This window comes from Methylobacterium litchii, from assembly GCF_038442315.1.
Lineage (GTDB): Bacteria > Pseudomonadota > Alphaproteobacteria > Rhizobiales > Beijerinckiaceae > Methylobacterium > Methylobacterium litchii.
The window spans coordinates 20,136-38,173 of record NZ_JBBXMY010000020.1; the positions used below are offsets into that span (position 1 = coordinate 20,136).

General features: G+C 71.9%; 15 protein-coding genes. 11 read left to right on the forward strand and 4 right to left on the reverse strand.

Going from position 1 to position 18,038, the window contains the following annotated elements; translation table 11 throughout:
- Window positions 1-6: 6 nt before the first annotated feature.
- Window positions 7-900, forward strand: a complete 894-nt coding sequence (locus tag AAHF99_RS23640) for an NAD(+)/NADH kinase (RefSeq protein WP_342166847.1) — start codon at window positions 7-9, stop codon at window positions 898-900.
- A gap of 35 nt (window positions 901-935) precedes the next feature.
- Here the strand turns inward: AAHF99_RS23640 and AAHF99_RS23645 are convergent, their stop codons facing one another.
- Window positions 936-1,139, reverse strand: coding sequence for a hypothetical protein (locus AAHF99_RS23645; RefSeq protein WP_342166848.1), 204 nt, complete (start codon window positions 1,137-1,139; stop codon window positions 936-938).
- A gap of 172 nt (window positions 1,140-1,311) precedes the next feature.
- Between AAHF99_RS23645 and AAHF99_RS23650 the strand changes: the two genes are divergently transcribed.
- From AAHF99_RS23650 to AAHF99_RS23695, 10 genes are all read left to right on the forward strand, one after another.
- A complete protein-coding gene (locus AAHF99_RS23650; RefSeq protein ID WP_342166849.1) occupies window positions 1,312-2,394 on the forward strand; it encodes an efflux RND transporter periplasmic adaptor subunit in 1,083 nt (360 codons plus the stop codon).
- Complete coding sequence (locus tag AAHF99_RS23655; protein WP_342166850.1) at window positions 2,391-5,498, forward strand: efflux RND transporter permease subunit; 3,108 nt, start codon at window positions 2,391-2,393, stop codon at window positions 5,496-5,498. The genes AAHF99_RS23650 and AAHF99_RS23655 overlap by 4 nt, the downstream gene beginning before the upstream one ends.
- A 50-nt stretch (window positions 5,499-5,548) precedes the next feature.
- Window positions 5,549-6,091 carry a TetR family transcriptional regulator gene (locus tag AAHF99_RS23660; protein WP_342166885.1) on the forward strand — a complete coding sequence of 181 codons (543 nt, stop codon included), beginning with the start codon at window positions 5,549-5,551 and terminating at the stop codon, window positions 6,089-6,091.
- A gap of 141 nt (window positions 6,092-6,232) precedes the next feature.
- Window positions 6,233-7,063, forward strand: a complete 831-nt coding sequence (locus tag AAHF99_RS23665) for an oxidoreductase (protein ID WP_342166851.1) — start codon at window positions 6,233-6,235, stop codon at window positions 7,061-7,063.
- A gap of 48 nt (window positions 7,064-7,111) precedes the next feature.
- Window positions 7,112-8,269 carry a DUF3095 domain-containing protein gene (locus AAHF99_RS23670; RefSeq protein WP_342166852.1) on the forward strand — a complete coding sequence of 386 codons (1,158 nt, stop codon included), beginning with the start codon at window positions 7,112-7,114 and terminating at the stop codon, window positions 8,267-8,269.
- Window positions 8,266-9,993: a patatin-like phospholipase family protein gene (locus AAHF99_RS23675; protein ID WP_342166853.1), complete on the forward strand. Its 1,728-nt coding sequence runs from the start codon at window positions 8,266-8,268 to the stop codon at window positions 9,991-9,993. The genes AAHF99_RS23670 and AAHF99_RS23675 overlap by 4 nt, the downstream gene beginning before the upstream one ends.
- Before the next feature lie 106 nt (window positions 9,994-10,099).
- Entirely contained in the window at window positions 10,100-10,285 is a 186-nt protein-coding gene (locus tag AAHF99_RS23680) for a hypothetical protein (protein WP_342166854.1), read from the forward strand.
- A gap of 33 nt (window positions 10,286-10,318) precedes the next feature.
- Window positions 10,319-10,534 carry a ferredoxin gene (locus AAHF99_RS23685; RefSeq protein WP_342166855.1) on the forward strand — a complete coding sequence of 72 codons (216 nt, stop codon included), beginning with the start codon at window positions 10,319-10,321 and terminating at the stop codon, window positions 10,532-10,534.
- Window positions 10,531-11,847: an NAD(P)/FAD-dependent oxidoreductase gene (locus AAHF99_RS23690; RefSeq protein WP_342166856.1), complete on the forward strand. Its 1,317-nt coding sequence runs from the start codon at window positions 10,531-10,533 to the stop codon at window positions 11,845-11,847. The genes AAHF99_RS23685 and AAHF99_RS23690 overlap by 4 nt, the downstream gene beginning before the upstream one ends.
- Window positions 11,840-13,081, forward strand: coding sequence for a cytochrome P450 (locus AAHF99_RS23695; protein WP_342166857.1), 1,242 nt, complete (start codon window positions 11,840-11,842; stop codon window positions 13,079-13,081). Before AAHF99_RS23690 ends, AAHF99_RS23695 begins: the two co-directional genes overlap by 8 nt.
- Here AAHF99_RS23695 and AAHF99_RS23700 read toward each other — a convergent pair.
- Genes AAHF99_RS23700 through AAHF99_RS23710 form a run of 3 tightly spaced genes read right to left on the reverse strand, consistent with a single transcriptional unit; the run spans window position 13,015 to window position 17,986 of the window.
- On the reverse strand, window positions 13,015-16,203 hold the full coding sequence (locus AAHF99_RS23700; protein ID WP_342166858.1) for an efflux RND transporter permease subunit: 3,189 nt from the start codon (window positions 16,201-16,203) through the stop codon (window positions 13,015-13,017). The two genes, AAHF99_RS23695 and AAHF99_RS23700, sit on opposite strands and share 67 nt — an antisense overlap.
- Window positions 16,200-17,591, reverse strand: a complete 1,392-nt coding sequence (locus tag AAHF99_RS23705) for an efflux RND transporter periplasmic adaptor subunit (protein ID WP_342166859.1) — start codon at window positions 17,589-17,591, stop codon at window positions 16,200-16,202. Before AAHF99_RS23705 ends, AAHF99_RS23700 begins: the two co-directional genes overlap by 4 nt.
- Complete coding sequence (locus AAHF99_RS23710) at window positions 17,588-17,986, reverse strand: FixH family protein (protein ID WP_342166860.1); 399 nt, start codon at window positions 17,984-17,986, stop codon at window positions 17,588-17,590. The genes AAHF99_RS23705 and AAHF99_RS23710 overlap by 4 nt, the downstream gene beginning before the upstream one ends.
- Window positions 17,987-18,038: the final 52 nt, after the last annotated feature.

The following is an 18,038-nucleotide window of genomic DNA, read 5'->3' on the forward strand; positions in this document are numbered from 1 at the left end:
CGGACCATGCCGAGCATCACCCCACGGGTGGTCTTCGTGATCCGCGACACGGATTACGAACAGCTCATCGCCCGGCACGCGACCCGGGGCCAGGTCCGGTTCTTCCTGGAGAGCCGGGGCCAGACGCTCGCCGAGGTCGAGGCGCGCCACGCCCGGTTCCAATCGATCCTCGCCGAAGCGCGGGCCTGCGTGCCGCCGGAGTGGCGGCAGGCCCTGGTGCGGCGCCCCGATCTCGACCGCTTCCTGTTCGCCCCGGAGGACGTGGTGGTGGCGGTGGGGCAGGACGGGCTGGTGGCCAACGTCGCCAAGTATCTCGACGGGCAGCCGGTCGTCGGCGTCAACCCGGCCCCCGACCTCTACGACGGGGTGCTGGCCCGGGTCCGGGTGGAGGCCCTGCGCGAACTCCTGCCCGCCGGTGCGGCCGGCGCCGCGCCCGTGGAACGGCGGACCATGGTGCAGGCGACGTTCGACGGCGGCGAGCGGCTGCTCGCCCTCAACGAGATCTTCGTCGGCCACCGCAGCCACCAATCCGCGCGCTACCGGATCGATGACGGGGTTCGGGCGGAGGACCAGTCGTCCAGCGGGCTGATCGTCGCCTCGGGCACCGGCCTGACCGGCTGGGCGCGCTCGATCAGCGAGGCGACGCACCTGACCGTGGAGGTCGGCATCGGGGAGGCGGCCTTCGGCTACTGGGTGCGCGAGCCGTTCCCGAGCGTCGCCACCGGCACCGACCTGCGCGGGGGCAAGTTCGCCGGATCGCCCCTCACCGTGGTGTCGCGGATGAACGAGGGCGGCGTCGTCTTCTCCGACGGGATCGAGCAGGATTTCGTCGCCTTCGACTGGGGGCGGCAGGTGGTGATCACGCCGGCCTCCCGATCGCTGAACCTCATGATCCCCTAGCGCCGCAGGACGCCGGGGGAGGGGAGGCGCTGTGGCTACCGGGCGGTGGTGGCCGCGCCCCCGATGATCGGCGCGCCGATCGCCAGCGCCTTGCCCGTCACGGGCGAATTCGCCATCTGGCCGGTCATCATCACCGCGAGCACCGCCAGCATCAGGCCGACGCTGCCAATGGATGCAAAATAGACCGGCAGTCGTCCCGAGTCGTGGTGCCCATTCTGGGTGGAATGTCTCTCAGCCAATTCAGTGCCTCGTCGGTCCGGTCGATGGATATACGGGAGCAACAGATCGCAGAGACCAAAGGTCCATCCCTGTGGCGCTATCGACGCGATCCCCCGGCAGGGCCATTGACCCCGTCGCCGCGCCATAATAGATTATGTTCATAATCTTTACGGACGGCGACGGGAGCGGGCGATGGATGCGAGATGGGTGATCGGGCTCGCCGGCTTGGCCCTGGCGTCATGCTCGCCGGCCGAGACCGCCGTGACGCCGCAGCCGCCCCTGGTGCAGACCGTCGCGGTCGCCCCCGCCACGGGGGGGCTCGTGCGCTACACCGGGGTGATCCGGGCCCGGACCGAGAGCAATCTCGGCTTCCGGGTCGGCGGCAAAATCGCCGAGCGCCTCGTCGATCCGGGCGATCACGTCCGCCTCGGGCAGCCGCTGATGCGCCTCGACCGGACGGATTTCAGCCTCGCGCTCAACGCCGCCCGCGCCTCCGTCGAGGCGGCCCGCGCGCAGATGGTCAAGGCCAGGGCCGACGAGGAGCGCAGCCGCAAGCTCGTGGGCGACGGCTGGACCTCCAAGCAGACCTACGACCAGAACAAGGCCGCCGCCGACGCGGCCATCGCCCAGTTCGCCAGTGCCGAGGCGCAGGCGAGCCAGATCGCCAACCAAGCGGGCTATTCCGAGCTTCAGGCCGATGCCGACGGCGTCGTGATGGAGGTGCCGAGCGAGCCCGGTCAGGTCGTCGCCGCCGGCCAGACCGTGGTGAAGCTCGCCCGCGACGGTGCCCGCGAGGCGGAGGTGTTCCTGCCCGAGGCGAGCCGGCACCTCGCGAAGGGCACGGCGTCAGCGACCCTCTACGCCGAGGGCGAGGCGACCTATCCGGCGCGCCTCCGCGAATTGTCCGCCACCGCCGACCCGGCGACCCGCACCTACCGCGCCCGTTACATCCTCTCAGGCGGGGGCGAGGCCGCGCCGCTGGGGGCGACCGTCACCCTCCGGCTGAAGCCGGCACAGGGACAGGTGGCGATGGTCTCGGTGCCGCTGGGCGCCCTGTTCGATCAAGGCGGCGGCTCGGCCGTCTGGCGCTACGACGCCGAGACCCAGACAGTCGCGGCGCAGCCCGTCACGGTGGCACGCCTGTCGGAGGAGAGCGCGGAGGTCGCCGCCGGCCTGAACCCTGGCGACCGGATCGTGTCGCTCGGCGCCCACCTGCTGAAGGCCGGGCAGCCGGTCCGGCAGGCCGCCACGGGCATGACGGGGGCCGTCCGATGAACGCCTCCGCCTTCAACCTCTCGGCCCTGGCGGTGCGCGAGCGCGCCGTCACGCTGTTCCTCCTGCTCGCCGTCACGGCGGCGGGGATCTTCGCCTTCGAGAAGCTGGGCCGGGCGGAGGATCCGACCTTCACGGTGAAGACGATGGCGGTCTCGGCGGCGTGGCCCGGCGCGACCACCGACGAGATGCAGCGGCAGGTCGCCGACCCGCTGGAGAAGCGCCTGCAGGAACTCGTCTATTACGACCGGGTCGAGACGACGCTCCGCCCCGGCCTGATGCTGATGAAGGTGTTCTTCCGGGATTCGATGCCCCCGGCGAAGCTCCCCTCGGAGTTCTATCAGGCGCGCAAGAAGCTCTCGGATCAGGCCTCCACCCTGCCGCGCGGCGTGCTCGGGCCGCTGTTCAACGACGAGTTCTCGGACGTCTACTTCGCCCTTTACGCGCTTCAGGCGCAGGGCCTGCCGCACCGGGCCCTCGTGCTCCGCGCCGAGGACCTGCGCCAGCGGCTCCTGCGCGTGCCCGGCGTCGAGAAGATCAACATCCTCGGCGAGCAGGCGCAGAAGATCTTCGTAGAGGTCTCCTACCAGCGCCTCGCGACCCTCGGCATCACCGGGCAGCAATTGCTGGCGGCGCTTGCCAACCAGAACGACGTGACGCCAGCCGGCTTCGTGGAGGCCGAGGGCCCGCGCGTGTACCTGCGCCTCGACGGCGCCCTCGACGGGCTCGACGCGATCCGCAACCTGCCGGTGGCGGCGGGCGAGCGCAGCCTCAAGCTCGGCGACATCGCGGAGGTGAAGCGCGGCTACGAGGACCCGAAGAGCTTCGCGATCCGCAACGACGGCGAGCCGGCCCTGATGCTCGGCCTCGTGATGAAGCCCGGCTTCAACGGCCTCAGCCTCGGCGAGGCGTTGAACCAAGAGGAGGTCGCGATCCTCCACGACCTGCCGGTCGGTGTGACCTTCACCAAGATCACCGATCAGGCGAAGGTCATCGACGAGGCGATCCACGAGTTCATGGTAAAGTTCTTCACCGCCCTCTCGGTGGTGATCTTCGTGAGCCTCGTGGCCCTGGGCTTCCGCGTCGGCCTCGTGGTGGCGCTCGCCGTGCCGCTCACCCTCTCGGCGGTGTTCGTGGTGATGATGATCACCGGCCGCGACTTCGACCGCATCACGCTAGGCGCACTCATCATCTCGCTCGGCCTCCTCGTGGACGACGCGATCATCGCCATCGAGATGATGGTGGTGCGCATGGAGGAGGGCGCCGACCGGGTCTCGGCGGCGACCCACGCCTGGAGCGCCACCGCCGCGCCGATGCTCACCGGCACCCTCGTCACCATCGCGGGCTTCCTGCCCGTGGGCTTCGCCGCCTCCACGGCGGGCGAATATGCCGGCAACATCTTCTGGGTGGTGGCCTTCTCGCTGATCGTCTCGTGGATCGTGGCCGTGACCTTCACGCCCTATCTCGGCGTGAAGCTCCTGCCCGCCATCAAGCGCGTCGAGGGCGGGCACGCGGCGATCTACGCCACCCGGAACTACCAGCGGCTGCGCCGGGTGGTGCGGTTCTCCGTCGATCACAAGTGGATGGCGGCGGGCATCACCGTGGCGCTGTTCGCGGCGTCCATCGTCGGCATGGGCCGGGTCGAGAAGCAGTTCTTCCCGAACTCGGAGCGCGCCGAACTCATCGTGGAGGTGACGCTGCCGACGGGCTCCGCCTTCGCGACCACCGAGGCCAGCGTGAAGCGGGTCGAGGCGGCCGTGCGCGCATTGCCGGAGGCCCGCGAGATCACGAGCTATATCGGCCAGGGGATGCCGCGCTTCGTGCTCTCCTTCGATCCCGAACTGCCGGACCCCGCCTTCGCGCAGATCGTGGTGCAGACCGCCGATTCCCACGCCCGCGACGTGCTGCGCGGCAAGGTGCGCCACCTCGTGGACGAGGGGCGCTTCCCCGAGGCGCGGGTTCGCGTCCTGCAGATCGTGTTCGGGCCGCCGGTGCGCTTTCCCGTGGCCTTCCGGGTGGTCGGCCCCGACCTCGACGTCATCCGCGGCATCGCGGCGGAGGTACGCGACGTCATGATGGCCAACCCCAACATGCGCCTCGTCCACCTCGACTGGGGGAACCGGACGCCGACCCTGCACCTCGCCCTCGACCAGGAGCGCCTGCGCCTGATCGGCCTGACGCCGAAAGAGGCGGGCCAGCAATTGCAGAGCTACCTCAACGGCACCCCCGCCACCCAGGTGCGCGAAAACCTGCGTTCCGTGGACGTGCTCCTGCGCAGCCCCGGCCCGGAGCGCCGCTCGCTCGGCGACATCGGCGACCTGACGCTCGCGACGAAGGACGGGCGGCAGGTCCCGCTCTCGCAGGTGGCGCATCTGGAGAGCCGCAACGAGGACGCGGTGCTCAAGCGCTACAACCGCGAGACCTACATCCGCGTGCAGGGCGACGTGCTCGATGGCCGGCAGCCGCCGGACATCCACGCGGAGGTCGTCCCCGCCCTCGCGGCGATCAAGGCGAAGCTGCCGCCGGGCTACCGCATCGACACGGCCGGCTCGGTCGAGGAGAGCGAGAAGGCGATGAAGGCCCTGGTGACGGTCTTTCCGCTGATGCTGATCGTGACGCTGACGGTCATCATGCTGCAGGTGCGCTCGTTCACCACCATGTTCATGGTGTTCGCCACCGCGCCGCTCGGCCTCGTCGGCGCCGTCCCGACGATGCTGATCTTCCACCAGCCCTTCGGCTTCAACGCGATCCTCGGGCTGATCGCGCTGTCGGGCATCCTGATGCGCAACACGCTGATCCTCGTGGACCAGATTCACCACGACCGTGCGGCGGGGCTGTCCGACTACGAGGCCATCGTCGAATCGACGGTGCGCCGGGCCAGGCCCGTGATCCTGACGGCGGCGGCGGCGATGCTCGCCTTCATCCCGCTCACCCACTCGGTGTTCTGGGGGGCGCTGGCCTACGTGCTGATCGGCGGCGTCGGGGTCGGGACGCTGCTGACCCTCCTGTTCCTGCCGGCCCTCTACGCCCTGTGGTTCCGGGTGGCGCGGGAGCCGCGCGGGGCGGACGCCCCCGCGCGCGGCGTCGCGGCGCCCGGCCTTCTATAGATGACATGACGCATCTATATGACGCCGAGGAACGCCCCAAGGATCAGGCCATGCCGAGAGTGTCGCAGGAGCAGGCGAGGATCAACCGGCAGCGCGTCGTCGAGGTCGCGGCGGCCCTGTTCCGCGAGCGCGGCCTCCACGGCGTCGGGGTGGTCGACATCATGGCCGCCGCCGGCCTGACCCATGGCGGCTTCTACGGCCAGTTCGCCAACAAGGATGCCCTGGCGGCGGAGGCCTTCGACGCGGCCCTCGCCGAGGAACACCGGGGCACCACGGACAAAGTGGTCGAGAACTACCTGTCGCTCGGCCACGTGAAGACGCCGGGGCGGGGCTGCCCCCTGGCCGCGCTGGCGAACGACGTCTCCCGCGAAGGGGCGGGCAGCCTCGTCCGGGCGCGGTTCACGAAGGGCGTGGAAGGGTTGGCCGCCCTCTTCGCCGGTCTCACGCCGAAGGCCTCGAAGGAGCGCCGTCGCCAGCGCGCCCTGGCGACGATGGCCACCCTCGTCGGAGCCGTCGTCCTGGCCCGCGCCGTCGATGACGAGGACCTGGCCAAGGAACTGCTCCAGGCGGCGCAGGATTCCGTCGCGCCCTGATCGCTCCCCGTCCGCGCCGCATGGTCGGTGTGTCACCGCACCCAATCGCGGGGCCCCGGCCAAACCACGCTTGCCATTATAGATTATGTTCGTAATTTAAATGGCGAACGCGGCCGCATGGGTGGCCGCAGGGAGACGACGATGAGCCAGATCTCGACCAGAAGTTCGACCAAAACCGCGATCGTCACCGGGGCCTCGTCCGGGATCGGGCTCGAAACCGCCAAGGCCCTGCGGGCGGCCGGCTACCGCGTCTACGGCACGAGCAGGAAGCCCGCCGCCGTGGGCGGCGATGTCCCGCTGCTCGCCTGCGACGTCACCGACGACGCGTCCGTCGCGGCGATGGTCGAGACCGTGTTCGGCGAGACCGGCCGCATCGACCTTCTGGTCAACAATGCCGGGTTCGGAATCAGCGGCGCGGCCGAGGAATCCTCGGTCGGGCAGGCCCAGGCGATGTTCGACGTCAACCTGTTCGGCCTGATCCGCACGACCCGCGCCGTCCTGCCGATCATGCGGTCCCAGAAGGCGGGGCGCATCGTCAACATCAGCTCGATCCTGGGCTTGGTCCCCGCGCCGTACATGGCCCTCTATGGCGCCAGCAAGCACGCGGTCGAAGGCTACTCGGAATCGCTCGATCACGAGGTCCGCGACCAGGGCATCCGGATCGTCCTCGTGGAGCCCGCCTACACGCGCACGCGCTTCGACCAGAACCTCGTGCGGCCCGACGCGCCGCTGGACCTCTACGCGGCCGAGCGCACGAAGCGGGACCACTTCATGGACGAGGTCATGAAGACCGGCGACGCGCCCGAGGTGGTGGCGAAGGTCGTGGTGGCGGCGGCGACCGCGTCGGTGCCCAAGCGCCGCTACACCGCCGGGTCGAAGGCGCGTCAGGTCAGCCTGCTGCGCCGGTTCGTTCCCGGTGGCGCGTTCGACCGGAGCTTCCGCAAGGAGATGCATCTCCCCCGGATCGCGTAACCGCGGATGGGGCCGACGCGAATCGCGGTGGCGTGGTAGCCTGATGCCGTGAAAGCCGAGACGCCTCCCTTCGACTACGGGCTGCTGCCGCCCCTCGCACGCTTCCGGGACATCTTCGACGATGCCCTGTACGCGCCCGTGCCCGATGCGTGGTGGATCGCGTCGAGCGACGTCACGATGTCCACGGCGGCCATCGAGGAGGGGCGCTACCGGGCGGTGAACCTCGCGGGCGCCGCCGCCATCGCGTCCATCCGCAACGCCTTGCCCGGCCGCGAGGTCCCCTTCGTCTTCGGCGGCGACGGGGCCAGCGTCCTGATCCCGCCCGACGCACGGGCGATGGTGGAGGCGGCGCTGGCGGCGACGGTGACCTGGGCGCGCGAGGAACTCGGCCTGACCCTCCGGGCGGGCCTGATCCCCGTCGCGGCGGTGCGCGAGGCGGGGCTCGACCTGCGCGTCGCCCGCTACCAAGCCTCCGCCGACATCGCCTACGCGATGTTCACCGGGGGCGGGCTGGCCTGGGCGGAGGCGGCCATGAAGACCGGCCGCTTCGCGGTGGCACCCGCCGCCGGGGGGACGCGCCCCGACCTCACCGGCCTGTCGTGCCGCTTCAAGCCGGTCGGCCGGCGGGGCGATCCCATCCTCTCGCTGATCGTGGTCCCGCGCGACGGGGCGGATCGGGCGGCGGTGCGCGCCGTGCTGGAGGGCGTGATCGCCGCCATCGACGAGGGGCCGGACATGGGCTGCCCCCTCCCGGAGGGGGGACCGCCGATGGGCGCCCCCTGGACCGGCCTGCGGGACGAGGTGCACGTCGCCGGGCCGATGCGGGGCGCGTTCGCCGTGCGCTGCGCCGTGGCCTTCGCGCGGCGCTGCTTTTCGTTCGCGATCTTCCGCTTCAACCTCACGGTCGGCCGGTTCTCGCCCAAGACCTACGTGCGCCAGCTCGTCGCCAACGCCGACTTCCGCAAATACGACGACGGCCTGCGGGTGACGGTCGCCTGCCCGCTGCGCACCGTCGACCGGATCGAAGCCATGCTGGAGGCCGCCCGATCCGAGGGCTTGGTGCGGTATGGCCTGCACCGGCAGGAGGCGGCGGTGGTGACCTGCATCACGCCCTCGCCCCTGCGGGCCGATCACCTGCACTTCGTCGATGGCGCCGGAGGCGGCTATGCCCGCGCGGCGCAGAACCTCAAGCGGGCGGTCGGGTGAGCCCGGCGGCGATCCCCTTCCTGGCGGGGCTCGACCCCGCCGCCGCCTCGGCCGTCGGGCGGCGGTTCGCCTCCGTCGCGGTCGCGGGCGGCGTGCCGGTGTTCGAGCAGGGGGAGGAGGGCGACGCGCTCTACATCCTCGTCTCCGGCGCGGTAGGCATCTCCGCCCGCGATCCCCGGGACGGGCAGACCCGGCGCCTTGCCCGCCTGACGCCGCCGGAGGCGTTCGGCGAGATGGCGCTCCTCTCCCACGAGCCGCGTTCGGCGACGGCTACGGCCCTGCGCGACACGCATCTGCTGCGCCTCGGGCGCTCCGCCTTCGAGGAGATCGTCGCCGAGCATCCCTCGACGCTCCTGTACGTCGCCCGCCTCCTGGCCGAACGCCTGCGCGTCGCCTCCGGGGGCCATGCCTTCGACCACCCGCCCCGCAGCTTCGCGGTGCTCGCCATAACGGACGGCCCCGACGCGGCGGCCTTCGGCCATGACCTCGCCCGCGCCTTCGACGAGGCCCTGCCGGGGACGACGGGCTGCCTGACGGACTGGCCGGAGGGCGCCGACGAGACGTGGTTCCACGAGTACGAGACGCGGCACGCCCGCACGATCTTCGTGGCCCACCGCGTCACCGATTGCCCCTGGTGCAAGCTCTGCCTCCGGCATGCCGACCACATCCTGCTCCTCGCCGAGCCGGAGACGCCGCCGCGTCCGGGGGCGGCGGCCTGCATCGAGCCCCTCCGCTCGGCCTGGATCCAGATCGACCTCGCCATCCGCCAGCCTGCGGGCGTGTCCCTCCCGCGCCCGCTCCATCCGGCGGTCGCCGCCCTGCCGTCCTCGATGCGGATCCAGGTCCGCGACGGCAGCGTCCGGGACCGGGCGCGGCTGGCGCGGCTCGCCATCGGCAAGGCCCGCGGCCTCGTCCTCGGCGGCGGCGGCGCGCGGGGCCTCGCCCATCTCGGCGTCCTCGAAGCCCTGGCCGAGGCGGACTTCCCCGTGGATTTCGTCGGCGGCACCAGCATGGGGGCCATCGTCGCGGCGAGCGTCGCGATGGACCTCGGCCCGGCCGAGATCCGGGACAGGATGGAGGCGACCTTCGTCGGCCGGAACCCGCTGAACGACTACACCCTGCCGTTCCACGCCCTGACGCGGGGATTGAAGGTGGACACCGCCCTCCGCGAGAGCTTCGGCGCGGCCCGGATCGAGGAATTGTGGCTCCCCTACCTCTGCGTGTCCTCGAACCTCACGACGGGCGCGGCCATGGTCCACCGCAGCGGCGACCTCGCCACCGCGCTGCGCGCCAGCATCGCCATCCCCGGCCTGCTGCCGCCCGTCGTCTCGGAGGAGGGCATCCTCGTGGACGGCGGCATGATGAACAACCTGCCGGCGGACGTGATGGCGGGGCTGGGGCGGGGGCCGGTCCTGGCCATCGATGTCGGCAGCGACCGCGCCTTCACCGGCATGCCGGCGCGCTCGTGGACGGGCCATCTCGTCCGCCGCCTGCTCGGCCTGCCGGATGCGATGCCGGGGATCGCGCCGCTGCTCCTCCGGGCGGCGACCGTGTCGAGCGACGCCCAGACCATGATGTCGGTGAGCCGCGCCACGGTGGTGCTCAAGCCGCCCCTCGAAGGGGTCGATCTGCGGGATTGGTCGAGCTTCGCGACGACCGCCGCCCTCGGCTACCGCTGCACCCGCGAGGCGATCGACGCGAAGGGGCTCGCAGGCTGGGCGTGAGGGCGCGCAGGTGCGCCGGCACACCGGGGCTCCAACCGAGCCGGTAACGGGCTCGGCCCTCAGGCGAATGACGTCCTGAGACATCCGCCCAGCGCAGGAGGCCGCCATGCCCGTTCCGACCCCCGTTTCCCCGACCCACGCCTTCCGCCCGGCCTCGCCGCCGGCCGCGCCGGGCCTTTGGCATCGCGTGGCGGGCGAGGTCGCGGAGGCCCTGGCCGCCTCCTTCCTGGCAGTTGCGGCGGGGGTGCCTCTGCGCTCAGCATACAAGCTGATTCCCGACGGAGATGAGTGACCCCCTCGGACCCCGCTGCCCGGAGATCCACCGATGCGCGTCGTCGTCGACCTCAACCGCTGCCAGGGTTACGCGCAGTGCTGCTACGCGGCCCCCGAATCCTTCGAGCTGCGGGGCCACGAGATCCTGTTCTACGATCCCGCGCCGCCCGATGAGGCCCGGCCCCGGATCGAGCGGGCGCAGCAGGCCTGCCCCGTCCGGGCGATCAGCATCGAGCCAGCCGGCCTCGACCGGGACGACGCGCCATGACCGGCGATCCGGGAATCGTGGTCGTCGGTGCCTCGCTGGCGGGGTTGCGCGGCGCTGAGGCCCTGCGCGAGGCCGGCTACGACGGGCCGCTCACCCTCGTCGGCGACGAGCCCTACCGGCCCTACGACCGGCCGCCGCTGTCGAAGCACGTCCTGGCGGGGGAATTGCCGCCCGAGGCCACCGCCCTGCCGCAGCAGCGGCCCCTGCGGGCCAACTGGCGCCTCGGCCAGCCCGCAACCGCCCTCGACCGGACGCGCAAGGCGATCCGCCTCGGCAACGGCAGCGAGGTGCCCTACACCAAGCTCCTGATCGCGACGGGGGCGCGGGCTCGCCCCTGGCCGGGGGAGGGCGCCCGCCTCGCCGGATTGTTCACCATTCGCGGCCGGGACGATGCCGCCGCCCTGCGGCTCGCCCTCGCCCGACCGCCCAGGCACGTCCTCGTCATCGGCGCGGGGCTGATCGGCTGCGAAGCCGCCTCCTGCTGCCGCGACCTCGGCGTGCCGGTGACGCTGGCCGATCCCAATCCGACGCCCCTGGCCCGCGTGCTCGGAACCCTCGTCGGCGGAACGATCGTCGAATGCCTGCGCCGGGCGGGCGTCGCGTATCGCGCCGGCACGAAGGTCCGCGCCCTCACGGGAGAGGGGGGCCACGTCGCCGGGGCCCACCTGCACGACGGCGGGTTCATCGCGACGGATTGCGTCATCGTCGCCCTCGGGGCCATCCGCGACACGGCGTGGCTGGCGCAAGGTGGCCTGCGCGCCGACGCGGGCGGGCTGACCTGCGACGCGGCCTGCCGGGCGCTCACCCAAGCAGGCGATCCCGATCCCGATATCTGCGCGGCGGGCGACGTCGCGCGCTGGCCGAACCCCCTCTATGGCGGGCGGGAGATGACGGTCGAGCATTGGGGCAACGCCGTGGAGCAGGCGGCGCACGCGGCGCGCACCCTGCTGCGCCCGGACGATCCGCGTCCCTACCGGCACCTGCCGGCGTTCTGGTCGAGCCAGTTCGGGATCAACATCAAGGCGGTCGGCCTCGCAGAAGGGGCGGATGCCGTGGCCATCGTGCAGGGCGACCGGGCGGCGCGGCGCTACCTCGCGGTCTATGGCCGGAGCGGACGCAGCATCGCGGCGGTGTCCTTCGATCAGGCGCGCTGGCTGCCCTCCTACGCGGACCGGATCGCCGAGGGAGCGGCGTTCCCGCCGATCCTCGACGCCACCGACCAGGGCCGGGTCGAGATCCTGGCGCCGGGCTTCCCGCCGCCCCGCCCCGGCCCGGCCGCCGACGAACGGATGCGGGAGATGGCCCATGTCTGAGGACGCGCTGTTCGCGGAGGTGCTCGATCCGGCCAACCGCGCCGACCCGTACCCGATCTACGCCCGGCTGCGGCGGATGCCCGTCTCGCGCCAGCGCGACGGGGCCTATGTCGTCAGCACGCACGCGGCGATCCGCAGCCTGCTCTTCGACCCGCGCCTCAGTTCGGAGGACCTGCCGCCCTCCCGGCGGCCGCGCACCGGCAACCCGCTCACGGACTGGATCCTCAACCCCATCAAGAACCGGGTGGCCAACGCCCACCGTCCGCTGATCTTCCGCGACCCGCCGGCCCACGACACCCTGCGCGGCTTCGTGATGAACGAGTTCACCATCACGCGGGTCAACGGCCTGCACGGGCGGGTCGGGGCGCTGGTGGACACGCTCATCGAGCGGTGCCGGGGGCGGGACACCGTGTGCCTCGTCGATGACCTGTCCTATCCGCTGCCGGTGGCGGTGATCTGCGAATTGCTCGGCGTGCCGGAGGCGGACGAGCCGCAATTCCACGCCTGGGCGACGCAACTGGCCACGGCTCTGGAGCCGGATGCCCGCCGGGACGACGAGGCCCGCCGGGTGACGGTGACGACCTTCGACGCCATCGCCGCCTACATGCGCCGGCTGATCCGGGAGAAGCGGCGCCACCCCGCCGACGACATGCTGAGCGGCCTGGCCCGGCCGTCCCGCGCCGGGGCGACCGCCATGGGCGACGTGGACCTCATCGCGACGGCGGTCCTGCTCCTCGTCGCGGGGCACGAGACCACGGTGAACCTCATCACCAACGGCATGCTGACCCTGCTCAGGCACCCGCACGAACTCGACCGGCTGAAGGCCGATCCCGAGCGGGCGCCGCGCCTGATCGAGGAGGTCCTGCGCTACGAGCCGCCCGTCCACTTCCGGACGCGCAAGGCCCTCGGCGCCATCGACATCGCCGGCACGACGATCCCGAAGGGCGCGCCGGTCATCCTGCTGTTCGCCTCCGGCAACCGCGACCCCGAGCGCTTCGCCGACCCGGATCGCTTCGATCCCGACCGGGCGGACAACCAGCATTTCGGCTTCGGGGGCGGTCTCCATTATTGCGTCGGCGCGCCCCTCGCCCGCATCGAGGCGGAGATCGCCCTCGTCACCCTCTGCCGCCGCCTCGTCCGGCCGACCCTGCTCGACGATCCGCCGCCCTACCGCGCCGGGGCGTCCTTGCGCGGTCCCAGCAACCTCGGCATCCGCATCGCCGGCATCGCCTGAACGCCGTCGCGCGCGGGCAATCCCCAGCCCTTCACGAGGGCGTAGACGGCGGGGATCACGAGGAGCGTCAGCACCGACGAGGAGACCATGCCGCCGATCATCGGCACGGCGATGCGCTGCATCACCTCGGACCCGGCGCCCGCGCTCCAGAGGATGGGCAGGAGCCCCGCCATGATGGCGACGACGGTCATCATCTTCGGGCGCACCCGCTCCACCGCGCCGACCATGATGGCCCGGCGCAGGTCCGCCTCCGTCGGGGGGCGCCCCTCGCGCCCGCATGCGGCCCGCGCCTCGGCCCAGGCCTGGTCGAGATAGACCAGCATGATCACCCCGGTCTCGGCGGCGACGCCGGCCAGGGCGATGAAGCCCACCGCCACGGCCACCGACAGGTTGAAGTCCATCCACCAGAGCAGCCACACCCCGCCCACGAGGGCGAAGGGCAGGGACAGCATCACGATGAACGTCTCGGTCAGCCGCCGGAAGTTCAGGTAGAGGAGCAGGAAGACGACGAGCAGCGTCAGCGGCACCACGATCCTCAACCGCGCCTCGGCCCGTTCGAGGTATTCGTATTGCCCGCTCCATTGCAGCGTGGTGCCCGGCGGGAGCCTCACCCCCTCGGCCACGGCCCGACGCGCGGCGGCGACGTAGCCGCCGAGGTCCCGCCCCGCGATGTCGATGAAGAGATAGACCGCCAGCCGGCCGTTCTCGGTGCGGATCGCGGTCGGCCCCCGCGCCAGCGCCACCGTGGCGACCTCGCGCAGGGGCACCGTCCCGCCCGCCGGCAGGGGCACCTGCACCTCGTCCGCGATGGCCCTCGGGTCCGAGCGGAGGGCACGGGGGTAGCGCACGTTCACGGTGTAGCGCTCGCGGCCCTCGACCGTGTTCGTCACCGTCTGCCCGCCGAGCGCCGTCGCGATGACGTCCTGCACGTCGCCGACCGTCAGGCCGTAGCGCCCCAGCGCCTCGCGGTCGGGGGTGATGTCGAGGAAGTAGCCGCCGATCACCCGTTCGGCATAGGCGCTCGCGGTGCCCGGCACGGCCCGCACAAGAGCCTCGACCTGCCGGGCGACGCCCTCCATCCGGGTCAGGTCGGTGCCGAGCACCTTCACGCCGACCGGGGTGCGGATGCCCGTCGAGAGCATGTCGATCCGGGCGCGGATCGGCTGCGTCCAGGCGTTCGAGACGCCGGGGAACTGCAGCGCCGCGTCCATCTCGGCTTTCAGGCTCGCCAGCGTCACGCCCGGCCGCCAGTCCGCCTTCGGCTTCAGGGTGATGATCGTCTCGAACATCTCCAGCGGCGCCGGGTCGGTGGCGGTGCCGGCGCGCCCGGCCTTGCCGTAGACCGAGGCCACCTCGGGGAAGCCCTTGATGATGCGGTCCTGGGTGGCCAGCAGTTCGCCCGCCTTCGTCACCGAGAGGCCGGGCAGCGTCGTCGGCATGTAGAGCAGGCTGCCCTCGTCGAGGTCGGGCATGAATTCCGAGCCGAGCTGCCGCGCGGGCCAGAGCGTCGCCGCCAGGACGCCGAGGGCGACGAGGAGGGTGAGGACGCGCGCCCGCAGCACGCCCGCGATGAGCGGGCGGTACAGCCGGATCAACAGGCGGTTCAGCGGGTTGCGGTGCTCCGGGACGATCCGCCCGCGCACGCACAGCACCATCAGCGCCGGGACGAGCGTCACCGACAGGAGCGCCGCCGCCGCCATGGCGAAGGTCTTGGTGGTGGCGAGCGGCCCGAACAGCCGGCCCTCCTGGCTCTCCAGGGTGAAGATCGGCAGGAAGCTCACGGTGATGACGAGGAGGGAGAAGAACAGCGACGGCCCGACCTCGGAAGCCGCCTCGATCAGGATCGCGACGCGCGGCTTGCCCGGCGGCGCCCGCTCCAGGTGCTTGTGGGCGTTCTCGATCATCACGATGGCGGCGTCGATCATGGCGCCGACCGCGATGGCGATGCCCCCCAGCGACATGATGTTGGCGCCGAGCCCCAGGGCCTTCATACCCGCGAGCGCCATCAGGATTCCCACCGGCAGCATCAGGATGGCCACCAGCGCGCTGCGCACATGCAGCAGGAACACCACGCAGACGAGGGAGACGATCAGGCTCTCCTCCACCAGCGTCCGGCGCAGGGTGTCGATGGCCGCCTCGATCAGCTGCGAGCGGTCGTAGACGGGCAGGATCTCCGTGCCGGCCGGCAGGCTGCCGGCGATCTCCGCGAGCTTCGCCTTCACGCCCTCGATGACGGTGAGGGCGTTCGCGCCGAAGCGTTGCAGCACGATGCCGCCCGCGACCTCGCCCTCGCCGTTCATCTCGGTGAGGCCGCGCCGCTCGTCCGGCCCGAGTTCGACCCGCGCGACGTCCCGCACCCGCAGGGGCGTGCCGGCGGCGGTCTTGAGCACGATGTCCTCGATGTCGGCGACGCTCCTCAGGTAGCCGCGCCCGCGCACCATGAACTCGAACTCGGAGAGTTCGACCGTGCGTCCGCCGACATCGGCGTTGCTGGCGCGGATGGCCTCCCGCAGCCTGGCAAGGGAGATCCCCTGCGCCCGCAGGCGGTTCGGATCGACCACGACGGTGTATTGCTTCACGAAGCCGCCGACGCCCGCGACCTCGGCCACGCCCTCCGCCCGCGACGCCCCGAAGCGGATCACCCAATCCTGCAGGGAGCGGAGTTCGGCGAGCGACCGCTCCTTCGCGACGACGACGTATTGATAGACCCAGCCCACCCCCGTCGCGTCGGGGCCGAGGGTCGGCGTCACCCCGGCGGGCAGGCGGCTCGCCACGCCGTTGAGGTATTCGAGCACCCGCGAGCGGCCCCAATACGGATCGGTGCCGTCCTCGAAGATCACGTAGACGAAGGACACGCCGAAGAACGAGAAGCCCCGCACCACCTTGGCCTTCGGCACCGTCAGCATGGCGGTGGTGAGCGGATAGGTGACTTGGTCCTCGACCACCTGCGGGGCCTGCCCCGGATACTCGGTGTAGACGATGGCCTGCACGTCCGAGAGGTCGGGGATGGCGTCGAGGGGCAGGGTCCGCAGGGCCAGCACGCCGGCCGCGACGGCGAAGATTGTCCCGGTCAGCACGAGGACGAGGTTGCGGGCCGACCAGCCGATGAGGCGCGCGATCATGGCCGCGCCCCGGCATTGGCGGCCTGCCGGCCGTCCTTCGGCACGGCGAGGGAGCGCAGCGCCGCCTTCAGGTTGCTCTCGGCATCGATCAGGAAGTTCGCCCCCGTGACCACCCGGTCGCCGACCGAGAGGCCGTCGCGGATCTCGGTGTAGCCCCCGCCGCGCAGGCCGACCGTCACCTGCGTCGGCGCGAAACGGCCCTCGCCGCGATCGAGGAGCACGAGGGGCCGCTCCCCCGTGTCGAGGATGGCGTCGTCGGGAACGGCCACCACCGGCGTCGCGTCCCCGGTGGCGATCTCGACGTCGGCGTACATGTCGGGCAGCAGCGTCCCGTCCGGGTTCGGCAGCTCGATCCGCACCCGCGTGGCCCGCGTCTCCGGGTTCACCTGCGGGTAGATCACCGCCACCCGGCCCGCGATGGCCCGGCCGGGGGCCGAGCGCAGCCGCACGGTGGCGGGCTGTCCCACGCGCACGGCCGCGAGGTCGCGCTCGGGCACGTCGGCCAGCACCCACATCGTCGCGATGTCGCCGATGCGGAACAGGGTGTCGCCGGCCCCCGCCTTCATCCCCTCGATGGCGTTCCGCTGCAGGACGACGCCGTCGCGCGGGGAGGACCACGTGATCGCCATCGGCACTGCGCGGGTGCGCTCGATCTCCGCGATGACCTCCGCCGAGACGTTCAGGTTCTGCAGCCGGCGCCGGGCGCCGTCGAAGCCGGGATTGGCGATCAGCTGGGCGGCGGCGGCGTTGATCTCCGGGGAGTAGACATGGACGAGGGGCTGGCCCTTCCGCACCCGTTCGCCGGTCGTGACGGGTTCCACGCGGTCGACATAGGCGTCCGAGCGGGTCGCCACGACGGTGACGCGGCGCTCGTCGAGGGCGATGGTGCCGGGCACGCGCACCGGCCGGGCCACCATGCGCCGTGCGACGGCTTCGGTGCGCACCCCCGTGCGCTGGATCTTGCCCGGCGAGAGGGTGACGGTGGACCCGTCCTCGTCCTCGCCGGCATGGACGGGGATGTACTCCATCCCCATCGCATCCTTCTTCGGCACCGGAGACGTGTCCGGCAGGCCCATTGGGTTGCGGTAGTAGAGGACCGGCCGGGCGGCGGCGGTGGCGGGCGGCGGCGCCTCGTCCCCGTCGACCGTGTCGAAGTTCACGTCCTCGCTCGCCTGCACCGGCCGGAACGCGCGCCCGTCCGCCGTCGCCCTCGGCGCGGCGGAGTAGGCCGGGTTCCCGTCCGGGTCCCGGTAATAGATCACCGGCCCGGTCGCCTGCACGCGTGCGGCCGGCGCGGGAGCGGGACCGTTCCCGTGCCCCGCGACATAGCCGGCTCCCCCCGCCGCCAGCGCGGCGAAGGTCCCGGCGAACCATGCCGCCCGGCTCATTTGACGGCCTGGAAGACGAGCCTGTCCTCGACCGTGCCGGCCTCGCCCTGGACCTTGGCGCCGAGGGAGAGCCGCCAGTTCCCGGCCATCGTCAACTTGGTCTTGAAGCGGTAGAGGCCCGGCTCCGTCGAGGGCAGCGGCTCGATCTTCGTCGTCATGGTCTCCATGTCGTCGGGGGCCATGTCGAGGCGCTTGGCGAAGATCACGGCGTCGGGCACCGGCTTGCCGCTGCGCTTGTCCACGAGCCGGACGGCGACGATGGCCTCGCCCTGCTTCATCTCCTTCTGCGTGAGCTCGAAGGCGTAGTCCTTGATGTCGGCGAGGGCCGGCAGGGCCGACAGCGCGGCGCCGAGCAGCGCGGCCGGCAGGGCGCGCGCGAAGGGGTTCCTGGTCACGGGACTGATCTCCTGAACACGATGGGTCTGGGCGCGCGGACGCGCGTCACCG

What these genes read in the sequence shown, in the direction of transcription:
- AAHF99_RS23680 (WP_342166854.1), top strand. Translation starts at nt 10,100, where the DNA reads ATGCCCGTTCCGACCCCCGTTTCCCCGACCCACGCCTTCCGCCCGGCC.
- AAHF99_RS23650 (WP_342166849.1), top strand. Translation starts at nt 1,312, where the DNA reads ATGGATGCGAGATGGGTGATCGGGCTCGCCGGCTTGGCCCTGGCGTCA.
- AAHF99_RS23665 (WP_342166851.1), top strand. Translation starts at nt 6,233, where the DNA reads ATGAGCCAGATCTCGACCAGAAGTTCGACCAAAACCGCGATCGTCACC.
- AAHF99_RS23705 (WP_342166859.1), bottom strand. Translation starts at nt 17,591, where the DNA reads ATGAGCCGGGCGGCATGGTTCGCCGGGACCTTCGCCGCGCTGGCGGCG.
- AAHF99_RS23700 (WP_342166858.1), bottom strand. Translation starts at nt 16,203, where the DNA reads ATGATCGCGCGCCTCATCGGCTGGTCGGCCCGCAACCTCGTCCTCGTG.
- AAHF99_RS23695 (WP_342166857.1), top strand. Translation starts at nt 11,840, where the DNA reads ATGTCTGAGGACGCGCTGTTCGCGGAGGTGCTCGATCCGGCCAACCGC.
- AAHF99_RS23660 (WP_342166885.1), top strand. Translation starts at nt 5,549, where the DNA reads ATGCCGAGAGTGTCGCAGGAGCAGGCGAGGATCAACCGGCAGCGCGTC.
- AAHF99_RS23655 (WP_342166850.1), top strand. Translation starts at nt 2,391, where the DNA reads ATGAACGCCTCCGCCTTCAACCTCTCGGCCCTGGCGGTGCGCGAGCGC.
- AAHF99_RS23690 (WP_342166856.1), top strand. Translation starts at nt 10,531, where the DNA reads ATGACCGGCGATCCGGGAATCGTGGTCGTCGGTGCCTCGCTGGCGGGG.
- AAHF99_RS23685 (WP_342166855.1), top strand. Translation starts at nt 10,319, where the DNA reads ATGCGCGTCGTCGTCGACCTCAACCGCTGCCAGGGTTACGCGCAGTGC.
- AAHF99_RS23640 (WP_342166847.1), top strand. Translation starts at nt 7, where the DNA reads ATGCCGAGCATCACCCCACGGGTGGTCTTCGTGATCCGCGACACGGAT.